Genomic DNA, 15,407 nt, shown 5'->3' with positions numbered 1-15,407 from the left:
TCAGCCCTCGAGCGCGGCCTGGAAGGCGGCGAACTTCGACTGCGTCTCGGCCAGCTCCGCGGCCGGGTCGGAGCCGGCGACGATGCCGCAGCCGGCGAACAGCCGGGCACTGGCGGGGTCGTCGGGGGAGAGCTGCGCGCACCGCAGCGCCAGGCCGAACTCGCCGTCGCCGCGGCCGTCCAGCCAGCCGACCGGGCCGGCGTAGCGACCCCGGTCCATCCCCTCCAGCTCGCCGATCAGCGCGGCGGCCCGGTCGGGCGGGGTGCCGCAGACCGCGGCCGTCGGGTGCACCGCGGCGACGAGGTCCAGCAGTCCGGCCGCGCCCCGCGGACCGCCGCGGCGCTGGACGCCGGTCACGTCGCTGGCCAGGTGTCGCACGTTGGCCAGCGTGAGCAGGGACGGCTCGTCGGGCGCGGTCAGCTCGCTGCAGTACGGCTCCAGCGCACCCACCAGCGAGTCGACGGCGAGGGAGTGCTCGGCCAGGTCCTTGGCCGAGCCGAGCAGCTCGGCGGCCAGGCGCTCGTCCTCGGCCCCGGCGCCGCGCGGTGCGGTCCCGGCGAGGACCCGGGAGGACAGCTGCCGGCCGGTCCGGCGCAGCAGCAGCTCCGGGGTGGCGCCGAGCAGGCCGTCGACGGCGAAGGTCCAGCAGTCGGGGAACCGGGTGGCCAGCCGGTCCAGCAGCCGGCGCGGGTCCAGCGGCACGTCGGCGGTCACGAGCAGGTCGCGGGCCAGCACGACCTTCGCCAGGTCGCCGTTCCCGATGCGGCGGACGGCGGCGGCCACGGCCGCGCACCACGACGCCGGGTCCAGCGCGCCGTCGGCGTAGCGCAGCCGCCCGGGCGCCGGTGCCGGCGCGGACCGCGAGGGGAGCGGGGCGGGGTCGGGGCGGGTCGGCGAGGCGATCGTGGTCATCCAGGCGACACCGTCGCGGCGGCCGACCACCACCTGCGGGAGGACGAACACCGACGTCCCGGCCGCGGGGTCGAACGCGACACTCGCGAAGGCGACCGGTCCCGAACCGGGCACGGCGACCGGGTCGTCGGCGGCGAGCCCGGCCGACAGCTCCGCCCACCAGGCGGCCGCCTCGGCCAGCGCGCGGGGGCCGGAGACCTCCAGCCGCGCGGCCTCGCCCCACCCGACGAGGCCCTCGCCGCGGCGCACCCAGGACAGCCCGCCGGCGGCCGGCAGCAGCCGGAGCAGGTCGGGGGAGTCGGGGAGCTCGACGGTCGTGACCGCGGACGCGGCAGCGTCCGGCGAGGTCACGGCCACTGTCGTCACCTCACCAGAGTAGGCAGCCGCGGCGCTCCGCGGCCGGGGAAGGCTCTGTAACGTCGGTCGCCGTGGCAGACCGGCGAGACAGGGCATCGGGCGACGTGGCATCCCCCGCGGGGCTCCGGGCCGGCCTGGACAAGGCACCCGCCGAGGTGGCCGCGATGTTCGACCGCGTCGCCCGCCGCTACGACGTCACCAACACGGTGCTGTCCGGCGGCCGGGACGCCGGCTGGCGGCGGGCGACCCGGGAGGCGGTCGCCGCCCGGCCCGGCCAGACGGTGCTCGACGTCGCCGCGGGCACCGCGGTCTCGACCGTGGAACTGGCCGCGGACGGGGTGACCGCGATCGCCTGCGACTTCTCGCAGGGGATGCTGCGCGCCGGCGCCGAGCGGCCCGTGCCCAAGGTCGCCGGCGACGCGATGGCACTGCCCCTGGCCGACGCCAGCGTCGACGCCGTGGTGATCTCGTTCGGGCTGCGCAACGTCGCCGACCCGGACGCCGCCCTCCGCGAGTTCGCCCGCGTCACCCGGCCGGGCGGCACCCTCGTCGTCTGCGAGTTCTCCAGCCCCACCTGGTCGCCGTTCCGCACCGTCTACACCGAGTATCTGATGCGGGCGCTGCCGCGGATCGCCCGCGCGGTCAGCAGCAACCCCGACGCGTACGTCTACCTCGCCGAGTCGATCCGGGCCTGGCCGGACCAGGCCGCGCTCGCCGCCCGCATCGGGCACGCCGGCTGGGGCGACGTCGCGTACCGCAACCTGACCGGCGGCATCGTCGCGCTGCACCGCGCCCGCCGTCGCTGAGCGCTCCCCCGCGCGGAGCACGGGCAGTGTGCGCGGGTGGACCGTTCGGCGCCCGGATCGGTCACCCACCGCACCGCGCCCGTGCCACGCTGGGTCATGCGGTTTGCCGACCGGGCCGAGGCCGGACGGGCACTCGCCGCGGCGGTGGCGGAGCGGGTGGCCGGCGAGGCGGTCGTGCTCGGCCTGCCGCGGGGTGGCGTGATCGTGGCCGCCCCCGTGGCCGCCGCCCTGCACGCGCCGCTGGACGTGCTCGTCGTCCGCAAGCTCGGGCTGCCGTGGCGCCGCGAGCTGGCCATGGGCGCGATCGCGGCGGTCGGGGACCGGGTCGAGACGGTGCGCAACGCCGAGGTCCTGGCCGCCGCGGGCGTGGACGACGCAGCCTTCGCCGCGGTCCGCGAGCGCGAGGTGGTCGAGCTCCGTCGCCGGGCGGGGGCCTACCGCGGCGACCGGCCGCCCGTCCCGGTGCGCGGGCGCACCGTCGTGCTCGTGGACGACGGCCTGGCGACCGGCTCGACCATGCGCGCGGCCCTCGCCGCGCTGCGGTCGCAGGACCCGGCGCGGGTGGTCGTGGCGGTGCCCGTCGGCTCGCCGCACGTCGTCGCGGAGCTGGCCGCGCAGGTGGACGTGCTGGTCTGCCTCAGCGCGCCCGCGGACTTCCGGGCGGTGGGCCAGGCCTACGCCGCCTTCCCGGCCGCGTCCGAGGACGCCGTCCGCGCCGCCCTCGCCCCCTAGGCACCGCACCCGGCGTGAGCCTCGTCACGGGGGGCTTGTTCCCTGGCTCACACGCGGGCGTAGGCTCTCATCCGGTCACTTAGTGAAAATGTTCACAAGCACACCGGGAACCGCCGAGGGGGGAGCGACGTGCCACCGAGCGCGCTCAGTCAGCCGCCGCAGGACGGCGATCTGCGGGCCGACGTGGTGGTCGTGGGCGCCGGCCCGGCGGGGTCGTCGGCGGCCCGCACCCTGGCGACCGCGGGTCTCGACGTCGTCGTCCTCGAGAAGGCCGACTTCCCCCGCGAGAAGGTCTGCGGCGACGGGCTGACCCCGCGCGGCGTCAAGGCCCTCGACGACCTCGGCGTCGACACCACCGGCTGGGTGCGGCACAAGGGCCTGCGGGTCTTCGGCGGTGGCGAGGTCGTCGAGGTGGACTGGCCGCAGCTGCGGTCCTGGCCCTCCTACGGCCTCATCCGGACCCGCAGCGACCTCGACAGCCTCCTCGCCGACCACGCGGCCGCGGCCGGGGCGCGGGTGCACACCGCCGTCCAGGTCACCGACCCGCTCCTCGACGACGCCGGCCGCGTGGTCGGGGTACGCACGCTGGTCGGCCCGGGCCGGGAGGCGGCCGTCTGGCGCGCGCCGCTGGTGATCTCCGCCGAGGGCCTCTCCGGCCGGCTGGCCAAGTCCCTGGGCCTGGTCCGTCGCGAGGACCGTCCGCTCGGCGTCGCCGTCCGCCGGTACGTGCGCACCTCGCGGTCGGTCGACGACTACCTCGACATCTCCTTCGACCTCTCCGCCGACGGGCCGAGCGCGGACTCCATGCCCGGCTACGGCTGGTCGTTCGGCATGGGCGACGGCACCGCCAACGTCGGCTTCGGCCTGCTCGACACCCGGCGCGGCAGCGGCGTGGAGCCGCGGGCGGTGCTCCGGCAGTGGCTGGCCACCCTGCCGCCGGAGTGGGAGCTCGGCGAGGAGCACGCGGTCACCCCGCTGCGCGGCGCCGGGCTGCCCATGGCGCTGCACCGCCAGCCCGCGTACACCCGCGGCCTGCTGCTGGCCGGCGACTCCGCCGGGGTGGTCAACCCCTTCAACGGCGAGGGCATCAGCTACGCGCTGGAGACCGGCCGGATGGCCGCGGCGGCGGCGGTCGCGGGACTGCGGGCGAGCGAGGGCCCGGCGCGCGAGGCCGAGCTGCGCCGCTACCCCGCCCGGTTGCGCGAGGAGTACGGCCGTCACCACCGGCTCGGCATGGGCTTCCTGGCCCTGCTCGACCGCCCGGACGTCGTCCGTTTCGCGACGGCGCACGGCCTCAAGCGGCCCGCCCTGGTCAACCGCGCACTGCGGCTGATGGGCAACCTGTCCGACGGCCGGGACGGCGACCGGTTCGACCGCGCCCTGGCCCTCCTGACCCGACTGACCCCGGCGGTGTGAGGTCGACATGACGATCCGGTACCGAATGAGCACCAGCTGTTCGCGACACGCGGCGGGCGTGACCGTCATCACCGTAGGGTGCCGCTGATGCTGTCGATGTACGTGCCGATCATCGGCCTGTTCGCCCTGGCCGCGGCGTTCGCTCTCGGCTCCGTCACGGTGGCCCCGTTCGTCGGCCCGCGCCGCTACAACCACGCGAAGCTGCAGGCCTACGAGTGCGGCATCGAGCCGGTCGACCAGCCGCTCACCGGCGGTCGCTTCCCGATCAAGTACTACCTGACGGCGATGCTCTTCATCGTCTTCGACATCGAGATCGTCTTCCTCTACCCGTGGGCCGTCGCCAACGACGCGCTCGGCGTCTTCGGCCTGGTCGAGATGGTCGTCTTCATCGCCACCGTGTTCCTCGCCTACGCGTACGTGTGGCGACGCGGCGGGCTCGAGTGGGACTGAGGGTCTAGCGATGGGTCTCGAGGAGAAGCTGCCCAGCGGCGTGCTGCTGACGTCGGTGGAGAAGCTGGTCAACTGGACGCGCAAGTCCTCGTTCTGGCCGGCGACGTTCGGCCTGGCCTGCTGCGCCATCGAGATGATGGCCACCGGCGCCGGCCGCTACGACCTGGCCCGGTTCGGCATGGAGGTCTTCCGCGCCTCTCCGCGCCAGGCCGACCTGATGATCGTGGCCGGCCGGGTGAGCCAGAAGATGGCGCCGGTCCTGCGCCAGATCTACGACCAGATGCCCGAACCGCGGTGGGTGCTCGCGATGGGCGTGTGCGCGAGCTCCGGCGGGATGTTCAACAACTACGCGATCGTCCAGGGCGTCGACCACGTCGTCCCGGTGGACATGTACCTGCCCGGCTGCCCGCCGCGGCCGGAGATGCTCATGGACGCGATCCTCAAGCTGCACTACAAGATCCAGCACGAGCCGCTCGGCGAGAAGCGGGCGGCGCAGCTCGCCCGGGCCCGGGCCGACGGCACGGCGCCGGACCTGCTGGTCGAGATGCCGTCGAGCGTGCGCGCCGACAAGGACGCCCGCCGCGCCTACGAGCAGGCCGCGGCCGAGGGGCGCACCGGCCAGTTCGCGATCGAGCAGCGCGGAGGCAAGGCCGTGCTGCTGCCCGAGCCCTACGTCCGGGGCGCGCGGTGACCGGGCCCGGCGACCGGGAGCGCGAGGACGCCGCCCAGGGGGCTGCGGCGCCGTCCGGCGGGTTCCGCAAGGGGGCCTTCGGGGTCTCCGGGAGCGGGGACACCTCCGGGTTCGGCGGCCTGGTCCGGGTCGAGCCCGGCGGCGCGGTGGCGCTGCACTCCACGGAGCGGCCCTACGGCGGGTACTTCGACGAGGTCACCGACGCGCTCGTCGAGGCCGTCGGCGAGGAGACCTACGCCGCGGCGGTCCCGCGGGTGCTCGTCGACCGCGGCGAGATCACCTACTTCGTCGTCCGCGAGCACCTGCCGGTGCTGCTGCAGGCGCTCCGGGACGACGAGGCGCTGCGCTTCGAGCTGCTGAGCAGCCTCTCCGGCGTCGACTACCTCGAGAGCGGCGGCCCCGAGGTGACGCCCGGCCGGCCGCGGCTGCACGTCGCGTACCACCTGACCTCGATGACCTACCGCCGCCGGATCCGGCTGGAGGTGGCGGTCACCGCGGAGGACCCCCACGTCCCCTCGGCGACCGGCGTCTACCCGACCGCGGACTGGCAGGAGCGGGAGACCTTCGACATGTTCGGGATCGTCTTCGACGGCCATCCGGCGCTGACCCGGATCCTCATGCCCGACGACTGGGACGGCTTCCCCCAGCGCAAGGACTACCCGCTCGGCGGGGTGCCCGTGGAGTACCACGACGCCACCATCCCGCCGCCGGACACGCGGAGGGCCTACCGATGACCGCGACCCAGGACCCGTACGCCGGTTCCCGCGAGACCACCGAGGGCCGCGTCTACACGGTCACCGGCGGCGACTGGGACCAGACCTTCGGCCAGGACCTCACCGGCGAGGAACGCCTCGTCGTCAACATGGGGCCGCAGCACCCGTCGACCCACGGCGTCCTCCGGCTGATCCTCGACCTCGAGGGCGAGACGGTGACCAAGGCCCGGGTCACCATCGGCTACCTGCACACCGGCATCGAGAAGAACACCGAGTACCGCAACTGGACCCAGGGCACGACCTTCGTGACCCGCATGGACTACCTGGCCCCGCTCTACAACGAGGCCGGCTACTGCATGGCGGTCGAGAAGCTGCTCGGCATCGAGATCCCGCAGCGCGCGGCGACCATCCGCGTGCTGGTCATGGAGATCAACCGGATCGCCTCGCACCTCGTCGGCCTGGCCACCGGCGGCATGGAGCTCGGCGCGCTCACCGCGATGACCAACGGCTTCCGCGAGCGGGAGCTGTGCCTGGACCTCCTCGAGGAGATCACCGGCCTGCGGATGAACCACGCCTACATCCGCCCCGGCGGCCTCGCGCAGGACCTCCCGCCCGGCGCGGTGGAGCACATCCGCGAGTGGCTGGAGATCATGCCGAAGCGGCTGGCCGAGTACCACCGGATGCTGACCGGCCAGCCGATCTGGCAGCGGCGGCTCAAGGACGTCGGCTACCTCGACGTCACCGGCTGCGTCGCGCTCGGCGTCACCGGGCCGGTGCTGCGTGCCGCCGGGCTCCCGTGGGACCTGCGCAAGGTCGACCCCTACCTGGGCTACGAGACCTACGACTTCGAGGTGCCGACCGCCGACACCTCCGACGCGTGGGGCCGCTACCTGGTCCGCATGGCCGAGATGAGCGAGTCGCTCAAGATCGTCGCGCAGGCGCTGGATCGGCTGGAGCCCGGCCCGGTCATGGTCGAGGACAAGAAGATCGCCTGGCCCGCGCAGCTCTCGCTGGGCGCCGACGGCATGGGCAACTCCCTCGAGCACGTGCAGCACATCATGGCCGGCTCGATGGAGTCCCTGATCCACCACTTCAAGCTGGTCACCGAGGGCTTCCGCGTGCCGGCCGGCCAGGTGTACGTGCCGCTCGAGTCGCCCCGCGGGGAGCTCGGCTACCACGTGGTCAGCGACGGCAGCACCCGCCCGTGGCGCGTCCACGTGCGCGACCCCAGCTTCGTGAACCTGCAGGCCACGGCCGCGATGAGCGAGGGCGGCATGATCGCCGACGTCATCGCGGCGATCGCCTCCATCGACCCCGTGATGGGAGGAGTCGACCGATGAGCGCACTCCCCGGCTCCGCCGAGGGCACCGCCGTCACCGGGCTGGACAGCAGCCCGGTCCAGCCGGCCCCCGCCGACCTGCCGCCGCTGACCGAGCAGACCCGGCTCGAGGCGCGGGAGATCATGGCCCGCTACCCGCAGGCCCGCTCCGCGCTGCTGCCGATGCTGCACCTGGTGCAGTCGGTCCAGGGCTACGTCTCGCCCGAGGGCGTCGCCCTGTGCGCCGAGGAACTGGGCCTGACCAAGGCCGAGGTCGGCGCGGTCGCGACGTTCTACACGATGTACAAGCGCCGCCCGACCGGCCGCCACCTCGTCAGCGTCTGCACGAACACCCTCTGCAACGTGCTCGGCGGCCAGCGGATCATGGACGCGCTGAGCGCCGACCTCGGCGTCCACCACGACGAGACGGCCGCCGACGGCTCGATCACCCTCGAGCACGCCGAGTGCCTGGCGGCCTGCGACTACGCGCCGGTCGTGACGGTGGACTACGAGTTCTACGACCAGCAGGACGTCGAGAGCGCGCGGGAACTGGTCGCGGCCCTGCGCCGCGGCGAGAAGCCGCACCCCACGCGGGGCGCGCCGCTCAGCGACTTCCGCGGCGTCTCCCGGCAGCTCGCCGGGTTCTCCCAGTGGGCCGACGCCGACGCCGAGGCGGCCGCGATCGACGCACCCTGGTCCGCCGGGCCCACGCTGATCGGCGTCCACCTGGCTGACGAGCGGGGCGAGAGCGCTCCGGAGATGCCGCGCGCGTCGGCGACGTCCTCCTCCGGCGCGCCGGCCGCGGAGGCGGCCGGGGTCGAGTCCGCGCAGCGCGGCGCCCCGGAGCCGGCCGGGCGCTCCCTCGCCGACCAGAACGACGGCACCGACACCCCCGCGGGTTCCGAACCCGGCACGAGCGGCCAAGGACCCGGGAAGGCCTGACATGCCCCTGACACCCGTCCTCACCTCCCGGTGGGGTGCCGACCAGCCCTGGCGGCTGTCCACCTACGAGTCGCTGGAGGGCTACGCCGCGCTGCGCACCGCGCTGGGCATGGCCCCCGACGACCTCGTGACCCTGGTCAAGGACTCCGGCCTGCGCGGCCGCGGCGGCGCCGGCTTCCCGACCGGCATGAAGTGGAGCTTCATCCCGCAGCCCAAGCCGGGGGAGACCCCGACCGGCCCGGCGGCCAAGCCCAAGTACCTGGTGGTCAACGCCGACGAGGGCGAGCCGGGCACCTGCAAGGACCTGCCGCTGATGATGACCGACCCGCACTCCCTGGTGGAGGGCGTGATCATCTCCGCGTTCGCGATCCGGTGTCACTTCGCGGTCATCTACGTCCGCGGCGAGGCCGTGCACGCCCACCGCCGGCTGGTCGCCGCCGTGCAGGAGGCCTACGCGGCCGGCTATCTCGGCACCGACATCCTCGGCAGCGGCTACGACCTGGAGCTCGTCGTGCACGCCGGCGCGGGCGCCTACATCTGCGGCGAGGAGACGGCACTGCTGGACTCGCTCGAGGGCTACCGCGGCCAGCCCCGGCTCAAGCCGCCGTTCCCCGCGGTCGCGGGTCTCTACGGCGCCCCGACGGTCATCAACAACGTGGAGACGCTGGCCAGCGTGCCGTTCGTCGTCCGCGGCGGCGCCGAGTGGTTCAAGGCGTTCGGCCCGGAGAAGTCCCCCGGCCCGAAGATCTACTCGCTGTCGGGCCGCGTCGTCCGTCCCGGCCAGTACGAGGCCCCGATGGGGACGACGATGCGGGAGCTGCTGGAGATGGCCGGCGGCGTCCGCCCGGGTCACGAGCTCAAGTTCTGGACGCCGGGGGGCTCCTCGACGCCGTACTTCACCGCCGAGCACCTCGACGTCCCGCTGGACTTCGACTCGGTCGCCGCCGCGGGCTCGATGCTCGGCACCACGGCGCTGATGGTGTTCGACGAGACCGACTCGATCGTCGAGGCCACCCTGCGCTTCACCGAGTTCTACGCGCACGAGAGCTGCGGCAAGTGCACCCCCTGCCGGGAGGGCACGTACTGGCTGGTCCAGATCCTGGAGCGGATCGTGCAGGGCCGCGGGACGGCCGCCGACCTCGACCTGCTGACCGACACCTGCGACAACATCCTGGGCCGCTCGTTCTGCGCCCTCGGTGACGGCGCCACCAGCTGCATCGCCAGCTCGCTGAAGTACTTCCGGGACGACTACGTCGCGCTGCTGCCTCCCGAGGAGCAGGGCCGGCTGGGTCGCTCCCTCCGCCTGGAGCCCGTCGGAGCTGCCTCGTGACGTTGACGCCCACCTCGCCGTCGAGCCCCGAGCCCGCGGCGGCGGTCCCGCCGGGCGCACCCGGGCCGCACACCCCGCCCGACGCCGTCCACTGCACCATCGACGGCTTCGACGTCGCGGTGCCCAAGGGGACGCTGATCATCCGGGCCGCCGAGATGATCGGCGTGCAGATCCCGCGGTTCTGCGACCACCCGCTGCTCGAGCCGGTGGGCGCCTGCCGCCAGTGCCTCGTCGAGGTGGAGGGCCAGCGCAAGCCGGTGGCCTCCTGCACCATGCCGGTCAGCGAGGGCATGGTCGTGCAGACCCAGCTCACCAGCCCGGCGGCCGACAAGGCGCAGCAGGGCACGATGGAGCTGCTGCTGATCAACCACCCGCTGGACTGCCCGGTGTGCGACAAGGGCGGCGAGTGTCCCCTGCAGAACCAGGCGATGAGCAACGGCCGCACCGAGAGCCGGTTCGTCGACGTCAAGCGGACCTACCCGAAGCCGCTGCCGATCAGCAGCGAGGTGCTGCTCGACCGCGAGCGCTGCGTGCTCTGCGCCCGGTGCACCCGCTTCTCCCAGCAGGTGGCCGGCGACCCGTTCATCGAGCTGTTCGAGCGCGGCGCGCTGGAGCAGGTGGCGATCTACGAGGACGAGCCGTTCGAGTCCTACTTCTCCGGCAACACCACCCAGATCTGCCCGGTCGGGGCGCTGACCAGCGCGCAGTACCGGTTCCGGTCGCGGCCGTTCGACCTGCGCAGCGAGGACAGTGTCTGCGAGCACTGCGCGTCGGGCTGCGCCCAGCGCACCGACTACCGCCGCGGCAAGGTGCAGCGACGCCTGGCCGGTGAGGACCCGCAGGTCAACGAGGAGTGGAACTGCGACAAGGGCCGCTGGGCCTTCCGCTACGCGACCGCCAACGAGCGGCTGACGACGCCGCTGGTCCGGCGCGACGGCGTCCTCGAGCCCGCGTCCTGGCCCGAGGCCTGGGCGGCGGCCGCCGCCGGCCTCGCCGCGGCACGCGAGGCCGGCGGCGTCGGCGTGCTGCCCGGTGGCCGGCTGACGGTCGAGGACGCCTACGCCTACGCGAAGTTCGCCCGCGTGGCGCTGGGCACCAACGACGTCGACGCCCGCGCCCGCGCGCACTCCGCGGAGGAGGAGGCCTTCCTCGCCGCCCGCGTGGCCGGCCGGTTCCCCGGCGCCGGCGCCGTCAGCTACGACGAGCTGGGCGAGGCCCCGGCGGTGCTCCTGGCCGGCTTCGAGCCGGAGGAGGAGTCCCCGATCGTCTTCCTGCGGCTGCGCCGCGCCGTGCGCACCCGCGGGCTGCCGGTCTTCGACCTGGCTCCGTTCGCCACCCGCGCGGCCGTCAAGCTGCAGGCGACCGTGCTCGGCACCCTGCCGGGCACCGAGGCCCGCTCGCTGTCGGCGCTGGCGGCCGGCACCTGGGGCGGCCCCGCGGTCGAGGCGCTGCGGCAGCCGGGGGCGGTCGTGCTCGCCGGCGAGCGGCTGGCCGAGGTCCCCGGTGCGTTCAGCGCGCTGGCCGAGCTCTCCCGCGTGACGGGCGCCCGCGTGGCCTGGGTGCCGCGCCGGGCCGGTGAGCGCGGCGCGGTCGAGGCCGGTGCCCTGCCCGGCCTGCTGCCCGGCGGCCGGGTCGTGACCGAGCCCGCGCACCGGGCCGACGTCGCCGCGGCCTGGGGCCTGCCGGTCGACGCCCTGCCGGCGACTCCCGGCCGCGACGCCACCGCGATCCTCACCGCCGTCCGCGACGGTGCCCTCGGCGGCCTGCTCGTCGGCGGCGTCGACCCGCACGACCTCCCCGACCCCCGGCTGGCCGAGGCGGCCCTGGCGGCGGCCGGCTTCGTCGTCAGCCTGGAGCTGCTGCCCAGCGCGGTCACCGAGCACGCCGACGTCGTCCTCCCGGTCGCCGCGGCGCCGGAGAAGGCCGGCAGCTACCTGGACTGGGAGGGTCGGGTCCGGTCCTTCGACGCCACGCTGCACGGCACCGGCCAGCTGACCGACGGCCGCGTGCTGCACGGCCTGGCCGAGGAGATGGGCGTCGACCTGCGGCTGCCGGCCGTCGAGGCCGCGCAGGCCGAACTCGGCGCGCTCGGGCTGCCGGGCACGGTCGCCCCCGTCGCCGGCCTCGACGTCACCCCCGCCACCGAGGCCGCCCCCGGCGAGGGCGAGGCGGTCCTCGCCTCCTGGCGGCAGCTCCTCGACGTCGGCACCCTGCAGCGCGACGAGCCCGAGCTCGCGGGGACGGCCCGTCCACCCGTGGCCCGGCTGGGCCGCGAGGCGGCCGCGCGGCTCGGCATCACCGACGGCGACCGGCTGACCGTGACCGGTGCAGCCGGCGCGATCACGCTGCCGGTCCGCGTCACCGAGATGCCCGACCGCGTGGTCTGGCTGCCGATGCGCTCGCCCGGCAGCGAGGTCCGCGACTCCCTCGGGACCGCCCCGGGCGGCGTCGTCCGTCTCGCCGTCGCAGGAGGCCCCGCGTGAACGTCCTCGCCAGCGCCGACCAGCCGACGCTGGAGGACTTCGGGCACGACGTCTGGTGGATCGTGCTCATCAAGATCGTCGGCGTCTTCGTCGTGCTGGTCGTGATGACGCTGTTCGCGATCGTCTTCGAGCGCAAGGTCGTCTCGCGGATGCAGCAGCGGATCGGCCCCAACCGAGTCGGCCCCCGCGGCTACCTGCAGAGCCTCGCCGACGGCCTGAAGCTCGCCTTCAAGGAAGACATCATGCCGGCGCTGGCCGACAAGCCGGTGTACTTCCTGGCCCCGGTCATCGCGGCCGTCCCGGCGTTCCTGGCCTTCTCGGTCATCCCGATGGGGCCCAGCGTCAGCATCTTCGGCCAGGTCACCCCGCTGCAGCTGACCGACGCCCCCATCGGCGTGCTCGTCGTCCTGGCCTGCTCGGCGATGGGCGTGTACGGGATCGTGCTCGCCGGCTGGGCCTCCGGCTCGACCTACCCGCTCCTGGGCGGCCTGCGCAGCGCCGCGCAGATGGTCAGCTACGAGATCGCGATGGGGCTGTCGATCGTCGCGGTCTTCCTCTACGCCGGCTCGATGTCGACGTCGGAGATCGTCGCCGCGCAGGCCGAGGGCAACGAGGTGTCCTTCTTCGGCTGGGAGTTCACCGGGCCGAGCTGGTTCGCCGTGCTGCTGCCGGTCAGCTTCGTCATCTACGCGATCGCCGTGGTCGGGGAGACCAACCGTGCACCGTTCGACCTGCCCGAGGCCGAGAGCGAGCTGGTCGGCGGGTTCCACACCGAGTACTCGTCGCTGAAGTTCGCGCTGTTCTTCCTGGCCGAGTACATCAACATGGTCACCGTCTCCGCCCTGGCCGCGACGCTGTTCCTCGGCGGCTGGCGGGCGCCGTGGCCGCTGTCGATCTGGGACGGCGCCAACTCCGGCTGGTGGCCGATGCTGTGGTTCTTCGGCAAGGTCGTCGTCGCGCTGTTCGTCTTCATCTGGCTGCGCGGCACCCTGCCCCGCCTCCGCTACGACCAGTTCATGCGGTTCGGCTGGAAGGTCCTGGTCCCCACCGCCCTGGTGTGGATCCTCGCCGTCGCCACGATGCGCACCGTCTCCCGCGAGGCGGACCTCTCCACCGGCCAGGTCGCCCTGTTCGTCGGGGTGCCCATCGCGCTGCTGGTGCTCGGCGGGCTGGCCGTCGCCAGCCGGGCGGCCAACCGGGACACCCGGCTCATGGCCGAGGAGGCCACGGCCGGCGCCGTGCACGCGGTCGACCCCGAGCCGGAGGTGCTCGCCCCCGCCGGGCCGCGCCGCCGGCCGGCGCAGCGCACCGGCCCGAGCCGGGCCGAGGGCGGCTTCCCCGTCCCGCCGATGGACCTGCTCGTCCCACCGTCGCCGCGGCTGCGTCGCGGCGAGCCGGTCGGCGCCGTCGCGCGCAGCGAGGGCGGCGTGGTCTCCACGGGCCGCCGCGGCAGCACCCGCACGGGCCTCTCCGACGCCCCCTCGACCACCAGCACGGAGGACGGCGATGTCTGACCAGAGCCCCACGACCGGCGGCGGCGAGAAGGGCGTCACCCGGGCGGCGCGGGGTGGCGAGGTCGAACGGGCCGGGCGCGGCTCCGCCCCGGCCCCGGCGACCCGCCGCAGCCTGCTGCCCGCACCGGGCCAGGGCTTCGGCGTCACCTTCGCGCAGATCTTCCGCAAGGTGACGACCGAGGAGTACCCCGAGGTCCCGAAGGTGACCAAGCCGCGCTACCACGGGCGGCACGTGCTCAACCGGCACCCGGACGGGCTGGAGAAGTGCGTCGGGTGCGAGCTGTGCGCCTGGGCCTGCCCGGCAGACGCCATCTACGTCGAGGGCGGCGACAACACCGAGGACGCCCGCTTCTCCCCGGGCGAGCGGTACGGCCGCGTCTACCAGATCAACTACCTGCGCTGCATCTTCTGCGGGCTGTGCATCGAGGCCTGCCCCACCCGCTCGCTGACGATGAGCAACGACTTCGAGCTGGCCGACGACAACCGGCAGGACCTGATCTTCACCAAGGAGCAGCTCATGGCCCCGCTGCTGCCGGGCATGGAGGCGCCGCCGCACGCGATGCGCCTCGGGAACGACGAGAAGGACTACTACCTGGCGGCGACCCAGCGCGGGGAGGCGCAGTGAGCGTGCTCGCCGCGGCCGACACCGGTGTCTCGCTGGGCACCGGCGAGGCCGTCGTCTTCTGGGTGCTGGCCCCGATCGCGCTGGCCGGGGCGCTGGGGATGGTGTTCTCCCGCAACGCCGTCCACTCGGCGCTCTGGCTGGTGAACACGATGCTCGCGCTGGGCGTCTTCTACGTCGTCCAGGAGGCGCCGTTCCTCGGCGCGGTGCAGATCATCGTCTACACCGGCGCGATCATGATCCTCTTCCTGTTCGTGCTGATGCTGGTCGGCCGCGACTCCTCCGACTCGGTCGTGGAGACCCTGCGCGGGCAGCGGGTCGCGGCGATCGTGCTCGGCGTCGGCTTCGCCGGCCTGGCGGGCACCGGGATCGCCCGGGCGACCGAGGACCTGTCGGCCACCGGCCTGGACGACGCCCAGCCCGACGGCAACATCCAGGCGATCGCCGAGCTGCTGTTCACCCGCTACCTGCTCGCCTTCGAGGTGACCAGCGCGCTGCTGATCACGGCGGCGGTCGGCGCCATGGTGCTGGCGCACATCGAACGCGACCCCGGCACCAAGCAGACCCAGAAGGAGCTCTCGCGGGCCCGGTTCCTCACCGACCGGCCGCAGACCCACCCCGGTCCCGGCGTCTTCGCCCGGGCCAACTCGGTGGCCACGCCGGCGCTGCTGCCCGACGGCAGCCTCGCCGAGTCCAGCTTCGCCACCGGAATCGATCCCGCGGAGGTCGACCAGATGCCGCGTCCCACCGGCCGCCGCCAGCTGGGCAGCCCCGACGCCGCGCTCGGCACCACCGACGGCGCACAGGACGGTGACCTGCGGTGACCCTGAGCCACTACCTGGTCCTCGCCGCGATCCTGTTCACCATCGGCGCCGTCGGCGTGCTGGTGCGGCGCAACGCGATCGTCGTGTTCATGTGCGTCGAGCTGATGCTGAACTCGGTGAACCTGACGCTGGTCACCTTCGCCCGCGCCACCGGCACCGTCGACGGCCAGATCATGGCGTTCTTCGTCATGGTCGTGGCCGCCGCCGAGGTCGTGGTCGGCCTGGCGATCATCATGTCGATCTACCGGACCCGCCGTTCGGCGTCCGTCGACGACGCCAACCTGCTCAAGTACTGAT

At 74.1% G+C, this 15,407-nt stretch carries 14 protein-coding genes and 1 pseudogene; 14 read left to right on the top strand and 1 reads right to left on the bottom strand.

All coding sequences use genetic code 11. From position 1 onward, the window contains the following. Positions 1 to 1,278, bottom strand: coding sequence for an isochorismate synthase (locus N555_RS0121325; RefSeq protein ID WP_029433520.1), 1,278 nt, complete (start codon positions 1,276 to 1,278; stop codon positions 1 to 3). Positions 1,279 to 1,373: 95 nt separating this feature from the next. Here N555_RS0121325 and N555_RS0121320 point away from each other — a divergent pair, with 95 nt between their 5' ends. The 14 genes and pseudogenes from N555_RS0121320 to nuoK all read left to right on the top strand — a co-directional run bounded on the left by N555_RS0121320 (position 1,374) and on the right by nuoK (position 15,406). After that, complete coding sequence (locus tag N555_RS0121320) at positions 1,374 to 2,075, top strand: demethylmenaquinone methyltransferase (protein WP_029433519.1); 702 nt, start codon at positions 1,374 to 1,376, stop codon at positions 2,073 to 2,075. 36 nt (positions 2,076 to 2,111) lie between these two features. After that, positions 2,112 to 2,807, top strand: coding sequence for a phosphoribosyltransferase (locus tag N555_RS0121315; RefSeq protein ID WP_231503067.1), 696 nt, complete (start codon positions 2,112 to 2,114; stop codon positions 2,805 to 2,807). A 129-nt stretch (positions 2,808 to 2,936) separates the two neighbouring features. Further along, the gene (locus N555_RS0121310) at positions 2,937 to 4,223 is read left to right on the top strand and encodes a geranylgeranyl reductase family protein (protein WP_051684320.1); all 1,287 of its coding nucleotides are present in this window, start codon (positions 2,937 to 2,939) and stop codon (positions 4,221 to 4,223) included. 90 nt (positions 4,224 to 4,313) lie between these two features. Beyond that, entirely contained in the window at positions 4,314 to 4,673 is a 360-nt protein-coding gene (locus N555_RS0121305) for an NADH-quinone oxidoreductase subunit A (RefSeq protein ID WP_029433516.1), read from the top strand. 10 nt (positions 4,674 to 4,683) lie between these two features. After that, a pseudogene (locus tag N555_RS0121300) lies at positions 4,684 to 5,151 on the top strand (NADH-quinone oxidoreductase subunit B family protein); the annotation flags it as partial. A gap of 209 nt (positions 5,152 to 5,360) precedes the next feature. Then, positions 5,361 to 6,098 (top strand): NADH-quinone oxidoreductase subunit C, encoded by a 738-nt coding sequence (locus N555_RS0121295; protein ID WP_029433514.1) that lies wholly within the window; start codon positions 5,361 to 5,363, stop codon positions 6,096 to 6,098. Continuing rightward, on the top strand, positions 6,095 to 7,417 hold the full coding sequence (locus tag N555_RS0121290) for an NADH-quinone oxidoreductase subunit D (protein ID WP_029433513.1): 1,323 nt from the start codon (positions 6,095 to 6,097) through the stop codon (positions 7,415 to 7,417). Before N555_RS0121295 ends, N555_RS0121290 begins: the two co-directional genes overlap by 4 nt. Next, entirely contained in the window at positions 7,414 to 8,337 is a 924-nt protein-coding gene (nuoE, locus tag N555_RS0121285; RefSeq protein WP_029433512.1) for an NADH-quinone oxidoreductase subunit NuoE, read from the top strand. Before N555_RS0121290 ends, nuoE begins: the two co-directional genes overlap by 4 nt. A gap of 1 nt (position 8,338) precedes the next feature. Continuing rightward, on the top strand, positions 8,339 to 9,667 hold the full coding sequence (gene nuoF, locus N555_RS0121280) for an NADH-quinone oxidoreductase subunit NuoF (protein WP_029433511.1): 1,329 nt from the start codon (positions 8,339 to 8,341) through the stop codon (positions 9,665 to 9,667). After that, a complete protein-coding gene (locus N555_RS0121275; protein ID WP_034511816.1) occupies positions 9,664 to 12,150 on the top strand; it encodes an NADH-quinone oxidoreductase subunit G in 2,487 nt (828 codons plus the stop codon). The genes nuoF and N555_RS0121275 overlap by 4 nt, the downstream gene beginning before the upstream one ends. Continuing rightward, a complete protein-coding gene (gene nuoH, locus N555_RS0121270; protein WP_029433509.1) occupies positions 12,147 to 13,664 on the top strand; it encodes an NADH-quinone oxidoreductase subunit NuoH in 1,518 nt (505 codons plus the stop codon). Before N555_RS0121275 ends, nuoH begins: the two co-directional genes overlap by 4 nt. Further along, complete coding sequence (nuoI, locus tag N555_RS0121265) at positions 13,657 to 14,289, top strand: NADH-quinone oxidoreductase subunit NuoI (RefSeq protein WP_081866396.1); 633 nt, start codon at positions 13,657 to 13,659, stop codon at positions 14,287 to 14,289. Before nuoH ends, nuoI begins: the two co-directional genes overlap by 8 nt. After that, the gene (locus tag N555_RS0121260; RefSeq protein WP_029433507.1) at positions 14,286 to 15,110 is read left to right on the top strand and encodes an NADH-quinone oxidoreductase subunit J; all 825 of its coding nucleotides are present in this window, start codon (positions 14,286 to 14,288) and stop codon (positions 15,108 to 15,110) included. Before nuoI ends, N555_RS0121260 begins: the two co-directional genes overlap by 4 nt. Beyond that, on the top strand, positions 15,107 to 15,406 hold the full coding sequence (gene nuoK, locus N555_RS0121255; RefSeq protein ID WP_029433506.1) for an NADH-quinone oxidoreductase subunit NuoK: 300 nt from the start codon (positions 15,107 to 15,109) through the stop codon (positions 15,404 to 15,406). The genes N555_RS0121260 and nuoK overlap by 4 nt, the downstream gene beginning before the upstream one ends. Position 15,407: the final 1 nt, after the last annotated feature.

The organism is Blastococcus sp. URHD0036 (genome assembly GCF_000701365.1).
Classification (GTDB): Bacteria; Actinomycetota; Actinomycetes; order Mycobacteriales; family Geodermatophilaceae; genus Trujillonella.
Note: the sequence above shows the minus strand (reverse complement) of the source record. Positions and strands in the feature narration are given on the sequence as shown.